The 15,668-nt window shown below is 61.8% G+C and carries 15 protein-coding genes and 1 tRNA gene; 13 read left to right on the top strand and 3 right to left on the bottom strand.

Annotated features, from left to right (window positions below; all coding sequences use genetic code 11):
- Positions 1-151: 151 nt before the first annotated feature.
- Positions 152-1,138 carry a transposase gene (locus ACV4UY_RS10980; RefSeq protein ID WP_491607634.1) on the top strand — a complete coding sequence of 329 codons (987 nt, stop codon included), beginning with the start codon at positions 152-154 and terminating at the stop codon, positions 1,136-1,138.
- A gap of 127 nt (positions 1,139-1,265) precedes the next feature.
- Here the strand turns inward: ACV4UY_RS10980 and ACV4UY_RS10975 are convergent.
- A tRNA-Ser gene (locus ACV4UY_RS10975) sits at positions 1,266-1,355 on the bottom strand.
- A 194-nt stretch (positions 1,356-1,549) separates the two neighbouring features.
- On the opposite strand from ACV4UY_RS10975, the gene ACV4UY_RS10970 reads away from it, so the two are divergent.
- The 6 genes from ACV4UY_RS10970 to ACV4UY_RS10945 all read left to right on the top strand — a co-directional run bounded on the left by ACV4UY_RS10970 (position 1,550) and on the right by ACV4UY_RS10945 (position 9,605).
- On the top strand, positions 1,550-2,323 hold the full coding sequence (locus ACV4UY_RS10970; protein WP_491607633.1) for an ABC transporter permease: 774 nt from the start codon (positions 1,550-1,552) through the stop codon (positions 2,321-2,323).
- Positions 2,324-2,573: 250 nt separating this feature from the next.
- Positions 2,574-2,969 (top strand): SCP-2 sterol transfer family protein, encoded by a 396-nt coding sequence (locus ACV4UY_RS10965; protein WP_420903560.1) that lies wholly within the window; start codon positions 2,574-2,576, stop codon positions 2,967-2,969.
- A gap of 87 nt (positions 2,970-3,056) precedes the next feature.
- A complete protein-coding gene (locus tag ACV4UY_RS10960; RefSeq protein ID WP_491607632.1) occupies positions 3,057-4,241 on the top strand; it encodes an efflux RND transporter periplasmic adaptor subunit in 1,185 nt (394 codons plus the stop codon).
- A 248-nt stretch (positions 4,242-4,489) separates the two neighbouring features.
- Positions 4,490-8,134: an efflux RND transporter permease subunit gene (locus tag ACV4UY_RS10955; RefSeq protein WP_491607635.1), complete on the top strand. Its 3,645-nt coding sequence runs from the start codon at positions 4,490-4,492 to the stop codon at positions 8,132-8,134.
- Entirely contained in the window at positions 8,134-8,850 is a 717-nt protein-coding gene (locus tag ACV4UY_RS10950) for a hypothetical protein (RefSeq protein ID WP_491607631.1), read from the top strand. The genes ACV4UY_RS10955 and ACV4UY_RS10950 overlap by 1 nt, the downstream gene beginning before the upstream one ends.
- 5 nt (positions 8,851-8,855) lie before the next feature.
- The gene (locus ACV4UY_RS10945; RefSeq protein ID WP_491607630.1) at positions 8,856-9,605 is read left to right on the top strand and encodes a hypothetical protein; all 750 of its coding nucleotides are present in this window, start codon (positions 8,856-8,858) and stop codon (positions 9,603-9,605) included.
- Positions 9,606-10,046: 441 nt separating this feature from the next.
- Here the strand turns inward: ACV4UY_RS10945 and ACV4UY_RS10940 are convergent, their stop codons facing one another.
- Positions 10,047-10,637, bottom strand: coding sequence for a hypothetical protein (locus tag ACV4UY_RS10940; protein ID WP_491607629.1), 591 nt, complete (start codon positions 10,635-10,637; stop codon positions 10,047-10,049).
- A 106-nt stretch (positions 10,638-10,743) separates the two neighbouring features.
- Between ACV4UY_RS10940 and ACV4UY_RS10935 the strand changes: the two genes are divergently transcribed.
- The 5 genes from ACV4UY_RS10935 (at position 10,744) to ACV4UY_RS10915 (ending at position 14,193) form a co-directional block, all read left to right on the top strand.
- Positions 10,744-11,397 (top strand): hypothetical protein, encoded by a 654-nt coding sequence (locus tag ACV4UY_RS10935; protein WP_491607628.1) that lies wholly within the window; start codon positions 10,744-10,746, stop codon positions 11,395-11,397.
- Positions 11,398-11,459: 62 nt separating this feature from the next.
- A complete protein-coding gene (locus ACV4UY_RS10930; RefSeq protein ID WP_491607627.1) occupies positions 11,460-11,912 on the top strand; it encodes a hypothetical protein in 453 nt (150 codons plus the stop codon).
- 61 nt (positions 11,913-11,973) lie between these two features.
- Positions 11,974-12,444 carry a sulfur globule family protein gene (locus ACV4UY_RS10925; protein ID WP_491607626.1) on the top strand — a complete coding sequence of 157 codons (471 nt, stop codon included), beginning with the start codon at positions 11,974-11,976 and terminating at the stop codon, positions 12,442-12,444.
- Between the two features lie 327 nt (positions 12,445-12,771).
- The gene (locus tag ACV4UY_RS10920) at positions 12,772-13,455 is read left to right on the top strand and encodes a nucleotide-binding protein (RefSeq protein ID WP_491607625.1); all 684 of its coding nucleotides are present in this window, start codon (positions 12,772-12,774) and stop codon (positions 13,453-13,455) included.
- Between the two features lie 3 nt (positions 13,456-13,458).
- Positions 13,459-14,193 carry a hypothetical protein gene (locus ACV4UY_RS10915; protein ID WP_491607624.1) on the top strand — a complete coding sequence of 245 codons (735 nt, stop codon included), beginning with the start codon at positions 13,459-13,461 and terminating at the stop codon, positions 14,191-14,193.
- Between the two features lie 268 nt (positions 14,194-14,461).
- Here ACV4UY_RS10915 and ACV4UY_RS10910 read toward each other — a convergent pair whose 3' ends face one another.
- A complete protein-coding gene (locus ACV4UY_RS10910; protein WP_420903549.1) occupies positions 14,462-14,653 on the bottom strand; it encodes a hypothetical protein in 192 nt (63 codons plus the stop codon).
- Positions 14,654-14,756: 103 nt separating this feature from the next.
- On the opposite strand from ACV4UY_RS10910, the gene ACV4UY_RS10905 reads away from it, so the two are divergent.
- Positions 14,757-15,626, top strand: coding sequence for a ParA family protein (locus ACV4UY_RS10905; RefSeq protein WP_491607623.1), 870 nt, complete (start codon positions 14,757-14,759; stop codon positions 15,624-15,626).
- The last annotated feature ends 42 nt before the right edge of the window (positions 15,627-15,668 follow it).

The following is a 15,668-nucleotide window of genomic DNA, read 5'->3' as shown; positions in this document are numbered from 1 at the left end:
ACAATGTAGCTAACGGAAATAATCTAAAACTCCATGTCCCGCTGAACCAACACAGCCGGATCATGCGACAATTGCACGATTCCGGCGCAAGCATCTGGCAGACGTACAGGTTTTGTTCACCGAGGTGCTGAAGTTATGCCGGAAGGCTGGGATGGCGCGTCTGGGTCTGGTGGCACTGGATGGAACCAAGGTGAAGGGTAACGCGTCGCTGGATGCCAACCGGACAGTAGCGACGATTGATGAAGAGGTGGCCGGGCTTTTGGCCAAAGCGGAGGCTGAAGATCGTCAAGAGGATGCGTTGTATGGATCGCGTCGCGGGGATGAACTTCCCGAGGGGATGAGGAACCGGAAGGATCGGCTATCTCGGTTGCAAGCGTGTCGTGAGGCGTTGCAACGAGAACAATCTGAGAAGGCCGGTCAGCAGGATGAGAAGGTGGCGGCGCGTGCGGCTGAAGAAGATGCGACCGGGAAGAAACGCCGAGGCCGTAAGCCACAGTCAGGCAACCACGAGGTCAGCGAAGAGGCCAAGGCAAACGTGACCGATCCGGAAAGCCGGATCATGAAAACGCGCAAGGGCTGGGTTCAGGGATACAACGCCCAGGCGGTGGTATCGGAAGACCAGATCATCGTGGCGGCAGCCGTCACTCAGGACCGCAACGATGTTGAGCAGTTGAAGCCGATGTTGGCGTTGGCATGGGCGAACATGGCACTGGTTGAGAAGGAGCCTGAACTCGGCGTGGCGTTGGCTGATGCTGGGTATTGGTCAGAATCGAATGAAGGCGCGGAGACGGTGGATTGTGAGTTGTTGATTTCCACCCGTAAGGATTGGAAACAGAAGAAAGCGATGCGAGACCAATCCGCCCCGCGCGGTAGAATCCCCAAGGGTCTGTCTGCCAGGGAACGGATGGAGCGGAAGTTGCTGACCAAGCGCGGCAAGTCGCTCTACAAGAAGCGCGGTCAGACCGTGGAACCCGTATTTGGTCAGATGAAAGGGACGCAAGGTGCGGACGAGTTCCGTATGCGTGGTCTTGAATTGTGCAACGGGGAGTGGAATCTGCACTCGGCCACGCACAACCTGAAGAAACTGCACTCGAAATGCGTCCAAATGGGAAAGAAAGGGACCAAATGGCTGCATTGAGGGCGGGAATCCCGCCCTTCTGGAGTTGAAACCGGACTTCCGGGGGCGGTGACCGGTCAGCAGGCCCTCAAAGTAGATGGTTGAGCCCATTTCGAGACAGGCTCCTGGATGGCAAAAAATAGTAGAATGGCGGAGGAGCAGGGATTCGAACCCTGGGTGGGGTTACCCCCACAACGATTTTCGAGACCGTCCCATTCAACCGCTCTGGAACTCCTCCGCACGCCGGTTCGGATCGGTATCGCGTCTTATCGATAGCGCCGACCGGAAACGATATCCTACCCCACCCGATCCGTTTTGACAAGCATTTTGACACCCGGCACCGTGGATCCGGGCCATGACCGCCAGAGAACGTGTCACCTCCACCGGTACACGGTTCCCATTCGGGCCGGTTCGTGGCATGATGCACCCCCCATGAGACACGCCATCCTCCCCTCCCCGCTCTTCGTGCAAGTCTGGCGACGCCATCTCCTGGTGTGGCGCAAGAACATCACCACCTCCATCGTCGGCAACCTCGGGGAACCGTTCCTCTATCTCCTCGGCATGGGCTACGGTCTGGGTCGCTACGTGGAAACCATGGGCGAAATCCCCTATGCGGTCTACCTCACCGCCGGCATCCTCGCCTCCAACTCCATGTATGCCGCCACCTTCGAGTCCATCTACAACAGCTTCACCCGCATGACCCGTCAACAAACCTTCCACGCCATGCTCGCCACCCCGGTGAGCATCGCCGATATCGTCGCCGGCGAGGTGACCTGGGCCGCCACCAAATCCCTCCTCTCCGGATCGGCCATCCTGCTCGTCGGCTGGCTCATGGGCTCGGTCACCGCACCCACCGCCCTGCTCGCCCTGCCGGTGGTGCTCCTCTCCGGTCTCGTCTTCGCCTCCATGGGCATGGTGGTCACCGCCACCGCGCCCAACTATGATTTCTTCATGTATTACTTCACCTTGATCATCACCCCCATGTTCCTCTTCTGCGGGGTGTTCTTCCCCGTCGATACCCTGCCCCTTCCGCTCACGCTCGCCACCCAACTCCTCCCTCTCACCCACGTCGTCGCCCTGATCCGTCCCCTCACCACCGGACTGCCGTTCGAATACCCGCTCTGGCACCTCGCCGCACTCCTCGCACTCCTCGCACTCTGCTTCCCCCTGGCGGTAAATCGCATCCGAAAACGCATCATCGTTTAAGTTCCCGTCCCAACCTGCCGATTCATAGGTTGCGGAGGGTCATTCGGGGCCAAACCAACTTGGCATGATGGGTGTATCCCCATCGCCACCACCGGTGAATCGCACCATGTCGTGCGGCATCGGTAAAAAAAATTTGGCGAACGCAACAGGATTCTCTTATAATCGAGGGCTATTTTGTACAAGGGTCCAAGCGGGTCGCATCCCGCGCCGATCCAGCCCTATTAATGAAAAATAGAGGAGAACCACACACATGGCTGACCTGTTTTCCGCGCAATGGATGAACCGCTTTCAAACCGAATGGAACAACGAATCGGAACTGGCCGATGCCTTGGCCAAGATCGGTTTCAACTCCACCATCGCCTATGGCATCGATGGCGAGGACGCACCGCGCGGGGTGCTGGTGATCGAGGGGGGCAAGGCGGTCAAGAGTGGCGCCTATGCCGGCGAAGAGGTGAACTGGGATCTGCGCGCCAGCGAGGAAAGCTGGAACAAGTGGATCGAAAAAGGGCTGGGCATGATGGGGCTGGGCATGGCCTACACCACCCGCAAGCTCAAGTTCGAGGTGGGCGACTATGGCGCGATGATCAAGGATCCGCGCATGGCCGGCCCGTTCATCAAGTCGTTCACCGTCATGGGACGGGTATAAAAATCTCATCATTATCGAGAGCTTGAACGCCCCGACCTCTTCACGGAGGTCGGGGTCTTCATCGCCAGTCAAGGGGGCACGCACGTCATGACAAACCAAAAAACGTTCATCGCGCTTCTCTCCGCGTTCATGGTGACATTGGCCGCTCCCCAGACGCGCGCCGATGGCAACATCATCACGGTCGAAGCCGGCTCGATTGGTTCCACCACGACGTTGGGCGGTACCGTGGTCCCCTTCAAGGAGGTCGCCTTCACCGCGCAAATGCCTGGACGGGTCGAGTACATCGCCGGCGTGGAAGGTGACTGGTTCAAAAGCGGAACCGTCCTGGTGGCCCTGGACAACGATGACCTGCTGGCCATGCGCCGTTCGGCCCAGGCGGCCCTCGAATCCGCGGATGTCAACTGGAAGAATGCCCGGGTTCAGTATACCCGTCAGGTCTACAGCGGCTCGGATTACGGCGGCGCCGACAACACCGGCATGGCCATGCCGCGCATGTGGGACTACATGGTCACCCGGCCCATGTCGAGCATGATCGGCATCGACAACCCCGAACTCACCCGGCGCGCCCGCATCTACAATCAGGGCTCGCAGATCGATCAGGCCTACGCGGGCCGTACCCAGGCCCAGGCCAAATTGCAGGAACTCGAGGCCAAGCTGCGCGACACCAAATCGATCGCCCCCTTCTCCGGCGTGATCGTGGCCAAGCACATCGAAAAGGGGAATACCGTGCAACCCGGCATGCCCCTTCTGACCTTCGCGGACACGCGCCATCTCCAGGTCAAGGTGGACATCCCGGCCCGATTGATGCCCGGCGTCCAGAAGGATATGATCATTCCGGCCAAACTCGATGTAGGCGACACCCGCATCGAAACCAAAGTGGCGCAGATCTATCCGATGGCCGATGCCCAGCGGCACACGGTGACCGTCAAGCTCGATCTGCCCAAGGATGCGCCGGGCGGTCCGGGCATGTACGCCGAGGTGATGATCCCGGACGTCACCACGCCGGTGAAAAGCATGCCGATCGTGCCCAAGGCCGCGGTCATCTGGCGTGGCAGTCTGCCGGCGGTGCTGATCGCCCCGGACCACAAGGGGGATGAACCCCAACTGCGCATGATCCGCCTGGGCGGCTTCGTGGACGACAAGTCGGTGAGCGTGCTGTCAGGTCTGTCGGTCGGCGAGCGCATTCTGGGCACCCCGCCGAGCGGCATGGCCACGGACTGGAGCCCCTCGTCCACCAATCCCGCTGGCAAGAAGATGGAGAAGCAGCACTAGAACAGCGTGCGGGGAACACCCCGCGCATTCCACCCGTGGAGCCCCGGTCAAGATGGGTTCCACGGAGCGTGCCCATCCGGAGCGACCTCGGCAACGCGTGTCGCTTCACCCCTTAAAGACCTCTCCCAAAGCGGCGGCCCCGAACCCCGAGCCCCGGAAGCGCGAACATGACGACATCCCACAAAGATTCGCTGCCCCCTCCCCCGACTCCCACCACCCTGACGCACAATCTCGGGGTGGCGGGTTCGATGGCCAAAACCTTCATCCACTCGCCGCTCTCGCCGCTGCTGCTCTTTGCCTGTCTGGCCATGGGGATCATGGGGTTGATCCTCACCCCGCGGCAGGAGGATCCGCAGATCTCGGTGCCGATGGTGGACATCTTCGTGCGCTACACCGGTGCCTCGGCGGATCAGGTTTCCACCCTGGTGGCCGAGCCGCTCGAGCGGATCATGAGCGAAATCAAGGGGGTCAAACACGTCTATTCCGCCTCGTTGCGCGGTCAGGCGATGGTGACCGTGGAGTTCGACGTGGGCCAGGACATGGAGGCATCCCTGGTCAAGCTCTACGACAAGCTCGAATCCCACATGGATCTCATCCCGCCGGACGTGACCAAACCCCTGGTCAAGCCCAAGGCGGTGGATGACGTGCCGGTGGTGACCCTGACCCTCTGGTCCAACGACGTGGATGACTCCTCGCTGCGCATCCTGGCCCTGGACGTGCTGCAAAAGCTCAACGAGGTGGAGAACGCCAGCCAGAGCTTCGTGGTCGGCGGGCGCCCGGAACAGATCCGTGTCGAGGTCTCCCCGGAACGACTGAGCGGCTACGGCATCACCCTGGACCAGATCGCCCAGACGATCCGCACCGCCAACAGCGAAAAGGGGTTGGGCAGCGTCGAATCCTCGGACATGGGTTTTCAGGTCTACTCCGGCGCCTTCCTGAAGAACGCCCATGACGTGGCCCGTCTGATGATCGGCACCCACGGCGACCAGCCGATCCGGGTGCGCGACGTGGCCGAGGTCTTCTCCGGTCCGGAGGAGACCCAGCGCATGGTCACCTACACCACCGGGCCGGCGGCGGACCCGAACGGTCCCACGGCCAATCAATCGTCGGCGGTGACCATCGCGATCGCCAAGAAGAAAGGGGCCAACGGCGTCACCGTGGCCAATGGCGTGCTCGCCAAGATCGAGGAACTGAAAGGGCGCCTGATCCCCAAGAACGTCAACGTGGCCGTGACCCGCAACTACGGCGAAACCGCCAACGAAAAGGTGAACGAACTGCTCTTCAAGCTGCTGGTGGCCACCATGGCGGTCACGGTGCTGGTCTGGTTCGCCCTCGGTTTCAAGCCGGCCACCGTGACCCTGATCGTGATTCCGGTGGTGATCCTGATGACCGTCTTCGCGGCGCTCATCATGGGATACACCATCGACCGGGTGAGTCTGTTCGCCCTGATCTTCTCCATCGGCATCCTGGTGGATGACGCCATCGTGGTGGTGGAGAACATCTACCGGCGCTGGCTGATGGAGGACAAGTGCTGTCATCTGATCTCCATCGACGCGGTGCGCGAGGTGGGCAATCCCACCATCCTGGCCACCTTCACCGTGATCGCGGCGCTTTTGCCCATGGGCTTCGTGCGCGGCATGATGGGTCCCTACATGCTGCCGATCCCGGCTTTGGGATCGGTGGCCATGCTTTTTTCGCTCTTCGCGGCCTTCATCTTCACCCCGTGGCTGGCCCAGCTCATCAAACCGAGCATGCGCTCCCTGCACCACCACTCCGACAAGGAGATGAAAAGCTCGGAACGGCTGGAGAAATTCTTCCGCTGGATCATTCCCGCCCTGCTGGACAGCAAGGTCAAGGGGTATGGTTTCCTGCTGATGCTCATCGGTCTGTTCTTTCTGTCCATGCTGCTTTTCTACACCACGGACGTCACGGTGAAGATTCTGCCGCTCGACAACAAGCCGGAGTTCAACGTGGTGATCAACATGCCGGAAGGGACGGCCATGCCCAAGACCACCAATCTGGCGCGGCGCATGACCCAGGCGCTCAAGACCCAGATCCCGGAGGTCACGGCGCTGCAAACCTACGTGGGCACCGCTTCCCCGTTCAACTTCAACGGCATGGTGCGTCACTACTATCTCCGTCAGGATGCCTGGCAGGCCGACATTCAGGTGCAACTGCTGCACAAGAGCAAGCGCAAGCGCACCAGCCACGACATCGCCATCGACGCGCGCAAGCTGCTCACCCCCATGGCGCGCGAGGTCGGGGCCCACATCGAGGTGGTGGAGATGCCGCCCGGACCGCCGGTGTTGCAATCCGTGGTCGCGGAGGTGACCGGCCCGGATGCCGACACCCGTCGCAAATTGGCGCGGGACATGGAGGCCATGTTCAAGAAATCGCCCTCCCTGGTGGATGTCGATACCTACATGCGCGAGTCTTACGACATCTGGCGCTTCGAGGTGGATACCGAAAAGGCGGTACGCCGCGGCATCACGGTGGAGGCCATCAACCGTAACCTCGGCATGGCCATGGGCGGGGCCCAGGTGGGTGACGTGAAGCGCGGCAGCGTGCTCGAGCCGACCTACATCGTGTTGCAGGTGCCGATGGGGGTGCGCTCCAACATCTCGAGCCTGAGCGACCTGCCGCTGGTCAACCCGCAGGGCAAGATCGTGCCCTTGGGCGAGTTTGGACGCTTCGTCAAGCAGCCCCACGATCCGATCATCTTCCACAAGGATCTGCGCCCGGTGGAGTATGTGACCGCCGAGGTGGAGGGTCGTCTGGACGCGCCGATCTACGCCATGATGGACGTGGAGGCGATGCTCAAGGACTACACCGCGCCGGACGGGGTGAAGATCACCGGCGAGATGATGGGACCGCCCAAGAGCTACACCCATTCGGCCTTCGAGTGGACCGGCGAGTGGGTGGTCACCTACGAAACTTTCCGCGACATGGGGCTGGCTTTTGGCGTGGCCTTGATCCTGATCTACATGCTGGTGGTGTGGGAGTTTGGCAACTTCGTGCTGCCGGCAGTGATCATGGCGCCGATCCCATTGACGCTGTTGGGGATTCTGCCCGGTCACTGGCTGCTGGACGCCAAGTTCACCGCCACCTCGATGATCGGCTTCATCGCCCTGGCCGGCATCATCGTGCGCAACTCGATCCTGCTGGTGGATTTCGCCAAGCAGGAGATCATGCGCGGCACCAGCGTGCGTGACGCGGTGATTCTGTCGTGCAAGGCGCGCACCCGGCCCATCATCATCACCGCCCTGGCGCTGGTGGCCGGATCGAGCGTGATTCTGGGGGACTTCATCTTCCAGGGCATGGCGATTTCGTTGTTGTTCGGCTCCCTGGTCTCGACGCTTCTGACCCTGCTGGTGATTCCGCTGGGCTGCGTGAGCGCGAGCCATGCCTTTGTTTCCCCGGAGTATGTGCCTCCCTCGCGTGCCGGGCGTCTCGACGGCGCCTGCGAGACGGATCTGCCCCACGCCTCGGCTCCCAAACCGGCGGTCAAGGTGACCAAGGCCCCCCGGACCGGCATTCTGCTCGCCATCTGGCAACTTTTCTGGGGCTTGATCTTCCGACCGAAGAAACCCAAGGTCAAAGCCAGGCCAAAACCGGCGGCTCCCCAGCCGATGGCACCCGTGGTGCTGGATCCCGAGCCGGTCGCCGAGACCGCGCCGGTGGCAAAGGTGGTCGATCCCGCCCCGGTCGCTCGGGTGGCCGAGTCCGCCGCCCCCGCATCCGGGGTACCCCAGAGCCGCGACCCGTCGCCCGCTCCCAAGGTCGAACCGGTCGAGAACGATGCCGAGGAGAGCAGGCCGAAACCGGCGGTCAGGCGTGGGATTCGCTTGAAGAGCGATCACGGCAAGACGGACGAGCCGCGCGGGGACGGTTGATGAGGGATGGTGCGCATGGCGGGGTGGTGGTCGCGATGACGGCGATCGGCTGCGTGATCGCGGGTCCGCTCTGGGCCTTTGGCGAGGAGAAGCCGGTGACGCTGCCCAACCAGCAGAGCGCGCCATCCGAGAGCGGAAGTGGTTTCCGTTTGTGGGGAAGTCCGGCGGATGCCGGTGATCCTGGATCTGGAATACCGTTGAATCTGATGGATGACAGCCTGTTTCAACGGGTCGAGGAGGGCCCTCCGGGCCTGCCAGCGGCGCGGACGCCAGGCACGGGCAGGGAGGATAAACGTCGTCCCCCGCCTGGAAAGCGAGGCGAGGAGGGCCGACAACCGCCCGTGGCCGAAAGAAAGTCCTTGGAATCGGCAGCGGAGCGGGGTGTGGAGGGAGGTGGACGTGGCACGTCCAGGCGTGCGGAGTTCGGGCCAGGGATCCCTGGCGGGGTCAAGGGCGACCATGCCAACCTGCCGTCCGGCGAACGGATGGAAGAGGGTTTTTTAAGCGGTGCGGATCCTCTGTTCGCGCCGCCTCCGCCGGTACCGAACGGACGCGGACGTCCTGCCGGCATGGAACCGCCGGGCGCTTCGGGCGAGATGCCGGCGCACGGCGTTTTGACGCTGCCGACGGGTCCCCTGAGCGATTCCGCCCCTTCCGGGGATGGTTGGAATCCCGGCAGTGAGTGGTATGGGCAGGACGGCAATCCCTGGAGATGAAGCCGATGGAATCGTCGATGCGTCAGATGGGTTGGTGGGGAGTTGGCGGCGCGCGGCGGGGCGTCACCCTGTCGTTCGCGCTGGTTTTCGGGGTCATGGCCGGATGGTCGGCCCAGGTCCGCGCCGAGGAGGATACCCAATGGACTTCCGGGTTCTATCGGGTCGATCCCGAGCGTACCCCGTTCAAGATCCGTCCGACCGCCCCGCGTCGCGACTACGAAGAGGACGATCGAGGCATTCAGTGGCGCGAGGGACGACGGGATGATGCGCCCCCTCCGTCCGGCCCGGCACGTGGCTGGGGGCGGGGTTGGAATGAGGAATCGCGCCGCCCGAGCCGTCCCTGGGGACATGTCCCCTCCCAGTGGGAGGAGTCGGGTGGTCCGAATGGCGGGGGTGGGCCGAATCGTTATGAAATGGAGGAGCGTTATTCCGCGCCTGCCGGGGATCGCCCCCCTGCCAGCGAGCGCTGGAATGACGGACCTGCCCGCTCCCGTGACTCCACGGGTTCCCGATCCGGCTACCGGGACGATCCCCATGAATCGCGAGGCGGCTCGTCGCGTTGGGAGGGCCCCTATCAGCGCGAGTATTCGCGGGGCGGCGGTCGCTGGGGCGACGGTGGGTACCGGGAGCGTGGGTATGACGATCGGGATCCAGGCCCGAACGGCTACGAGGATGAGCGACTCCGGAATGACGGGCGCACATGGGGACGCGGCTCCGGTTCCTCCGGCAGTCGCTACTGGCCCGAAGAGCGCTGACGGAGCGCTGGCGTTGACGCGAGCCTCGTGGTTCGTGGTGTGTCGCGCCTTGGGCGGGCTTTTTGTCCTGGATGTTTCTCAATCTCCCTCCCCTACTCCCGCCACGCGACCATGCCCAACTTGAACCACTCCGCGCGTCGCCATCGCCACCCGTTCCTCCGCACCCTGCTGCTCGTGTGGGTTGGGTGCGCCTGGAACGCCCATGCCGATGCCACCCCGATTCCCTTCTCCGCGGAGGTCATCCGCTCCCGACCCGAAATCGTCCAGGAGGGGGCCAGACCCCCGTCCCCGCCGGTCCGTGGCGCCTCGCCACGGGAGGTTCCCCAAAAAAAATGGACCCAAACCCGCGGAAAACTGTTCGTTTCCCCGGATGGGGTGCGTGGGGAGTCGCAACGGGATGGTATCCCGGTCGTCATGATTCATGCGACCCAGGAAAAAACTCTATGGGTGCTTTTGCCAAATCAAAAGATATATTCCGAGCGCAAAGGTGTCATCCAAAACCGACCTCCCCTGCCCGATGATCCGGATGGACCCTGCCGACGCGATAAATCGCTCATCTGTCGTCAGGTTGGAACCGAAAAAATCGATAGTCGGCAAACCATCCATTGGGAGATCTCGCAACGCGGTCCCGACCAGCGTGAAATCCCCCAGGCCCATCTTTGGATCGATCCCCGACTGGGAATCGCCATCCGGGAAAAATACGTGGATGGTTTGCAAGTCGAACTTTCCAACATCCAGGAGGGCACTCAACCCGTGGAACTGTTTCAAATTCCCAAGGACTATCAAAAGCAAGCGCCTTGACATGGCATCCCGGAACCTAAATCTGACTTTTTTGGTCAAAAAAAATGAGCCGACGATGAAAATTCCCTTGCAATCGTCCCGGAATGGGTATATTAGAAATTCATCATATACGAATAATGGATACGGAGGGATTTCTTCCCTGGTTTCGTCACCGAACAAATTGATATCATGGGTCGATAAACGTATGCCCGAAGCACGATTTTCGAACCAACGATCCAGCGGTGACTCCATGAGGACCTCTCTGCGTTATCAAAACTTAGTTTTTGCCGCGACCATCGGACTGTTTTGGATGGGTCCGACGGCGGACGCGGACGCCGGCAATCCCATCGCAGAAGTCATGCCCTCCGTACCCGGCATGTCCGTCACCCCTGGCATGCCGGGTATGCCGGGCACCATGGTGGGCGCCACGGATCAGGGTGACGCCACGGAGATGGGACAACGCATGGGCAAGTTCATGGGCTCGTTCATGCGCGAAATGAAAACCCCGCAGGAGCAGACCAGCGAGGGATGGCGCGGGGAACCGCGCATGCGGGAACCGGTGGATGGACGCCGGAGCCATGAATATGACCCGGCGGCACGGCGTGGCGAGCCGCGCGAGATGTATCGCTACATGCCGTTGTACGATCCATGGGGTGTGGCCGAGCGGGGGTCACCCTATCCGGAGTGGGAGCTTTGGGGCGGAAACAGTCCCTATCATGGCCGCTCCCATCCGCCTGGTTACGGGAATCCCTGGAACGACCCGGGCTCTCTCGGCTGGGCGGCCACCGGCGACTGGGATCGGGGTCGCGGCTACTACGGAGCGGGACTCCCCCCCTGGGATACCCACGAACCGCCACTGGATCCGCGCGCGGAGCGGCGTTGGCATGACCCCTCCTACTACGAGCGTCCGCGCCTGGGGCCGGGTTATCGATTGCCCGAGGACGAACCACAAGCCGCCCCGCGTTCCTACCGTCCGTGGAGCGACGGTTATCGCCGGGGCAGTTGGTGGTAATGGGGTGGCTGGAAAATTCCGGACCGCCCGACACTACTCTTGATGACAAGGAGTCTTGGGACATGCAGAGATCCGCGCGTATTCTGGCCTTGGCCGGCGTCCTGACCGTTCTGGGTCAGGCCCTCCCGGAGAGCGCGTCCGCCTGGTGGGGTCCGTGGGACAACGGCTGGGGCAACAACAACTGGGCCAACAACGGCTGGGGCAACGGCAATGGCAACGGCAATGGCCGCGCCCGAGGCAATCTGACCATCACCATCGATGGCGACATGGACGGTTGGGCGAACAATTTATGGAACAACGGCTGGAACAACGGCAGCGGCTGGAACAACGGCAGCGGCTGGAACAACGGCAGCGGCTGGAACAACGGCAGCGGTTGGAACAACGGCAATGGATGGAACAACGGCTGGGGACCCAATGGGGGCGGTCCCTGGAACGGTGGGCCAGGCGGTTGGTGGCCCGGCAACTGGGGACCCGGCAACGGGCCCGGTAACTGGGGACCTGGCGGCTGGTGGTAAAGGTTTGACGTAAGGCAGCAAAGATTAGCCCTCACAATCACATACTAAAGTGGAGATTATCATGAAGATTGAAATGAAGGTGCTGGCAGTGGCGGTTCTGTTGGGTGCTGGCGCGCTGCTGACGGCGCCGGAAGCTTCCGCGTGGTGGGGAAATGGCCCGGGTTGGGGCAACAACAACGGCTGGGGCAACAACAACGGCTGGGGCAACAACAACTGGGGCAACAACTGGGGCAACAACGGCTCCGGCAACGGCAATGGCCGCGCCTCCGGCAACTTCGGTTTCAACATGAGCGGTGACGCCGCTGGTTCCGGCAACAACAACATGAACAACGGCTGGAACAACAACATGAACAACGGCTGGAACAACGGCTGGAACAACGGCTGGAATCCCGGTTATGGCTATGGTCCGGGTTGGGGCGGCGCTCCGGGTGGTTGGGGTGGTTATGGCCCGGGTTGGGGTGGCGCTCCGGGTTGGGGTGCTCCTCCGGCTCCCGCCGCCGCTCCCGCCGAGGCAGCTCCGGCTGGCAAGTAAGTCAGGCATGCGCGTCAATACGTTCCCTGGAACGTATCATGCATGGGGGCGGCCTTTGGGCCGCCCTTTTTTTTGCCCTGAAACTCCACGGTCGGGAGCGTCAGAGGGTGCCGCCCCCATTCTGCCGATTCACCGTGAAGGTCCACGGTCGAGGGGTGAGGGAGCCGGTCCCATCGAGCCAGCTTATCACCGCCACTTGACCAGATCCATAAGTGGAGACTTGAATTCTTGATCATTATTGCGTAGATTGGAAGATCCTGGAAGACAGCTCCGTCAGCTGGAGCTACGATCAACCCAAAGGCGGTCAAGGAACTCAATGAGGCGCGGATGATCACCGTCGTTGGCAACCTGAAAGGCGGCTGTGGCAAAAGCACGATCACCTTCAACATGGCGGTCTGGCTGGCGCGTCGTGGCCAAAACGTGATCACCTTCGATCTCGATCCCCAGGCCACCTTGAGCGATGCCATCGAGGTTCGCCGCGAAGAGGGGGTCCAACCCGACATCAAGGTCTATCGTTCCGAGAGCGACCCAGCCCGCATCATGGCCCATCATCAAGGCGAGGTGCTGGTGGACGTGGGCGCCTCCAACCTTTGGGCCATGCGCCAGGCGATCGCCCAGGCGGATCGCATCCTCTCCCCGGTCCCGCCGAGTCAGGCGGATGTGTGGTCCACGGCCCGTTTCCTGGACATCATCAAGGAAACCGCCTCATCCCGGAACAAGCGACCGGAAATTTATCTTTTCATCAACCGAGCCGATACACATCCCATGCTGCGAGAGTCGGACGAAACCGAAGCCGCCCTGGGCACCTTGCCAGGAGTGACGGTTCTGAAAACCCGCATTGCCCAGCGTACCGCCTATCGACGCTCGTTCAGCGAGGGACGCGCGGTATTCGAACTGTCGCCCAGCGGCAAGGCCACCCAGGAGTTTCTGGATCTGATGGAACCGCTCTATCCAGAACTGGTCTCAACCGGCAAGCAACCGGTGACGCGCACATCCAAAAAAGGAGCCTGATCCATGTCGGACACCGCCACGCCGCGGGAGCCTCCCCAGGACCCCATCAGCCCGGACAGCATGGACGGTCAGAAAACCGCGCCCAAGGTCAAGTCCATGCCACCGAACATGCCGATCGTGCCTGCCGGACGTTACCGGGAGTGTGGCGAATGTTCGGCGATGATCCTGTCCGAGTTCGCCAAAAGTTTCGACAAGAGCGCCCGTCGTTGGGAGTTGATCGTCTATCCGTCGCTGTTTGCCTTCATCATCCTGGCGATGTATGGCTTTTTTCTCATCTACAGCCTCACCCAGGACATCCGCACCATGGCCTCCTCCATCGATCCGAAGATGGGGGTGAACATGGGGAGCCTCTCAAATCACATCGCCATGCTTTCCAACAACATCGAACTGATGTCCACCCATCTTGAATACATCAGCGACAACATGGAAACCATGTCCGTGGATCTCCAGAACATGGCCGAAAACATGGAGAACATCACCGATTCGGTCAACGGCATGAACCAGAACGTCGCGAGCATGAACCAGAACGTCACCTCGCTCAACGGCAGCATCAAAAACATGGACAAGAGCATGACCGACATCAACCAGAAGATGAGCGTTCTGGCGCCGATCAATCAGAATGTCGCGGCCATGGGACAGGCGGTGCATGCCATGACCGGCGCGATGAACGTGATGAGTTACGACATGAACAGCGCGTCACGGCCCATGAGCTTCATCAACCGCTTCATGCCGTGGTGATACCCCCGTCCAGGGGTGGGCTGGACCGGATGGACGGGACGGCTGATTCGGAAAAACGGCGACCGGATGGACGGGACGGTTGATTCGGAAAAACGGCGACCGGATGGACGGGACGGTTGCTTGGGAGGACAGCACGACGGCGCGCACGGGATCGGAGCATCAGACCGGATCGATGCGCGGCATAGGAAAGATCGGGGAGCTGGCAGGCGGTTGGCGCGGCAAGCTCCCCGAGGTCGCAGAAGAATTCGGAGCGGCGCGGCAACCGGGCTCAATACGGATAGGCGAAGATCCCGTAGTAGTAATCCACGTAGCGTTGCACCCGTTGCAGGGAACTCGGGCTGATGCCCTTGAGGTTCGTCAGATCCTTGACGCCGCAATGGGTGGTCACGATGTCGTAAACGTGGGGGGTCTGGCGCAGGAAGTTCACTTTGTCTTGCAGTGCCTGGATTTCACGGCTCATGGTAGTCTCCTTCGAGGCTTTGGGGAAGCAGGTTTCAGGGATGATTAATGCAATGATCATGCCGGCTCGACGGAACACCTCCACCGCTGCCTGAGGTCCATGCATGTACGCGATCGCCATCTACAACAACAAAGGCGGCGTGGGCAAATCGACCTTGACCGTGTTCATGGCCGATTTTCTCGCCTCGCTGGTGATTCGTGATCGTCCATTGCGGGTCGTGGTGCTCGATCTGGATCCGCAGGGATCGTGCGGGACCGCGTTGTTGGGACATGATACGCTGGAAGAGGCCCGTCGGAGTGGCCTGACCTTGGGGGATCTGGCGCGGCGCCTGGATGCCGGACAACCGGTGGCGATCGAGACCTATCTGCACCGTCGTCCCGCGGCGCCGGTCAAGGGACGTGCCACGGCGATCGGCGAAGTCGCGGTGCTGGTCTCGGACAAGGCGAGCGGATTCGCCTTCGAGGTCAATCCCCTCCATCGTCTCACCACCCTGCGTGAAAAGCTGCGTCCCTTTCTGGCCACGCGCTGCGACATCGTGCTGATGGATCTGCCCGGCAACATCGACGAGCGCAATCTGTTGGCGGTGAACGGATTGATCATGAGCGATTCGGTGATCACCCCGGTGGAGGTGTCGCGCTTCTCCCTGGAGGCGCTGCCGAACACCCTGGAGATGATCCGCTACGCCCGTGAGCGCGGCGGCGGGGAGCGACCGTTCTGTCTGGGCATGCTGCTCAACCGCGCGGACAAACGGGGTCAACAGTATCAACGCAACATCGGACAGGTGCATGCCCTGGCCGAACGACTGGGGATTCCGGTGTTCGAAAACGTCCTGCCCAATGCCCAGACCCTGACCGCCGCCACCGATGACGGAAGTCTGGCCGGATCGTTGCGCGAGCGTTACGGCCACTATCACACCCATGTGAAGGCCGTGGTGATCGAGGCGTTCCGACGCTGGAACGCCGTGGAGGGGTGAAAGCGGCCTGGATTGGTCTCCCTTGGTCACCGGGGATGGCGG

The organism is Candidatus Magnetaquiglobus sp., assembly GCF_058402785.1.
This window is presented reverse-complemented; position numbering and strand designations above follow the sequence as displayed.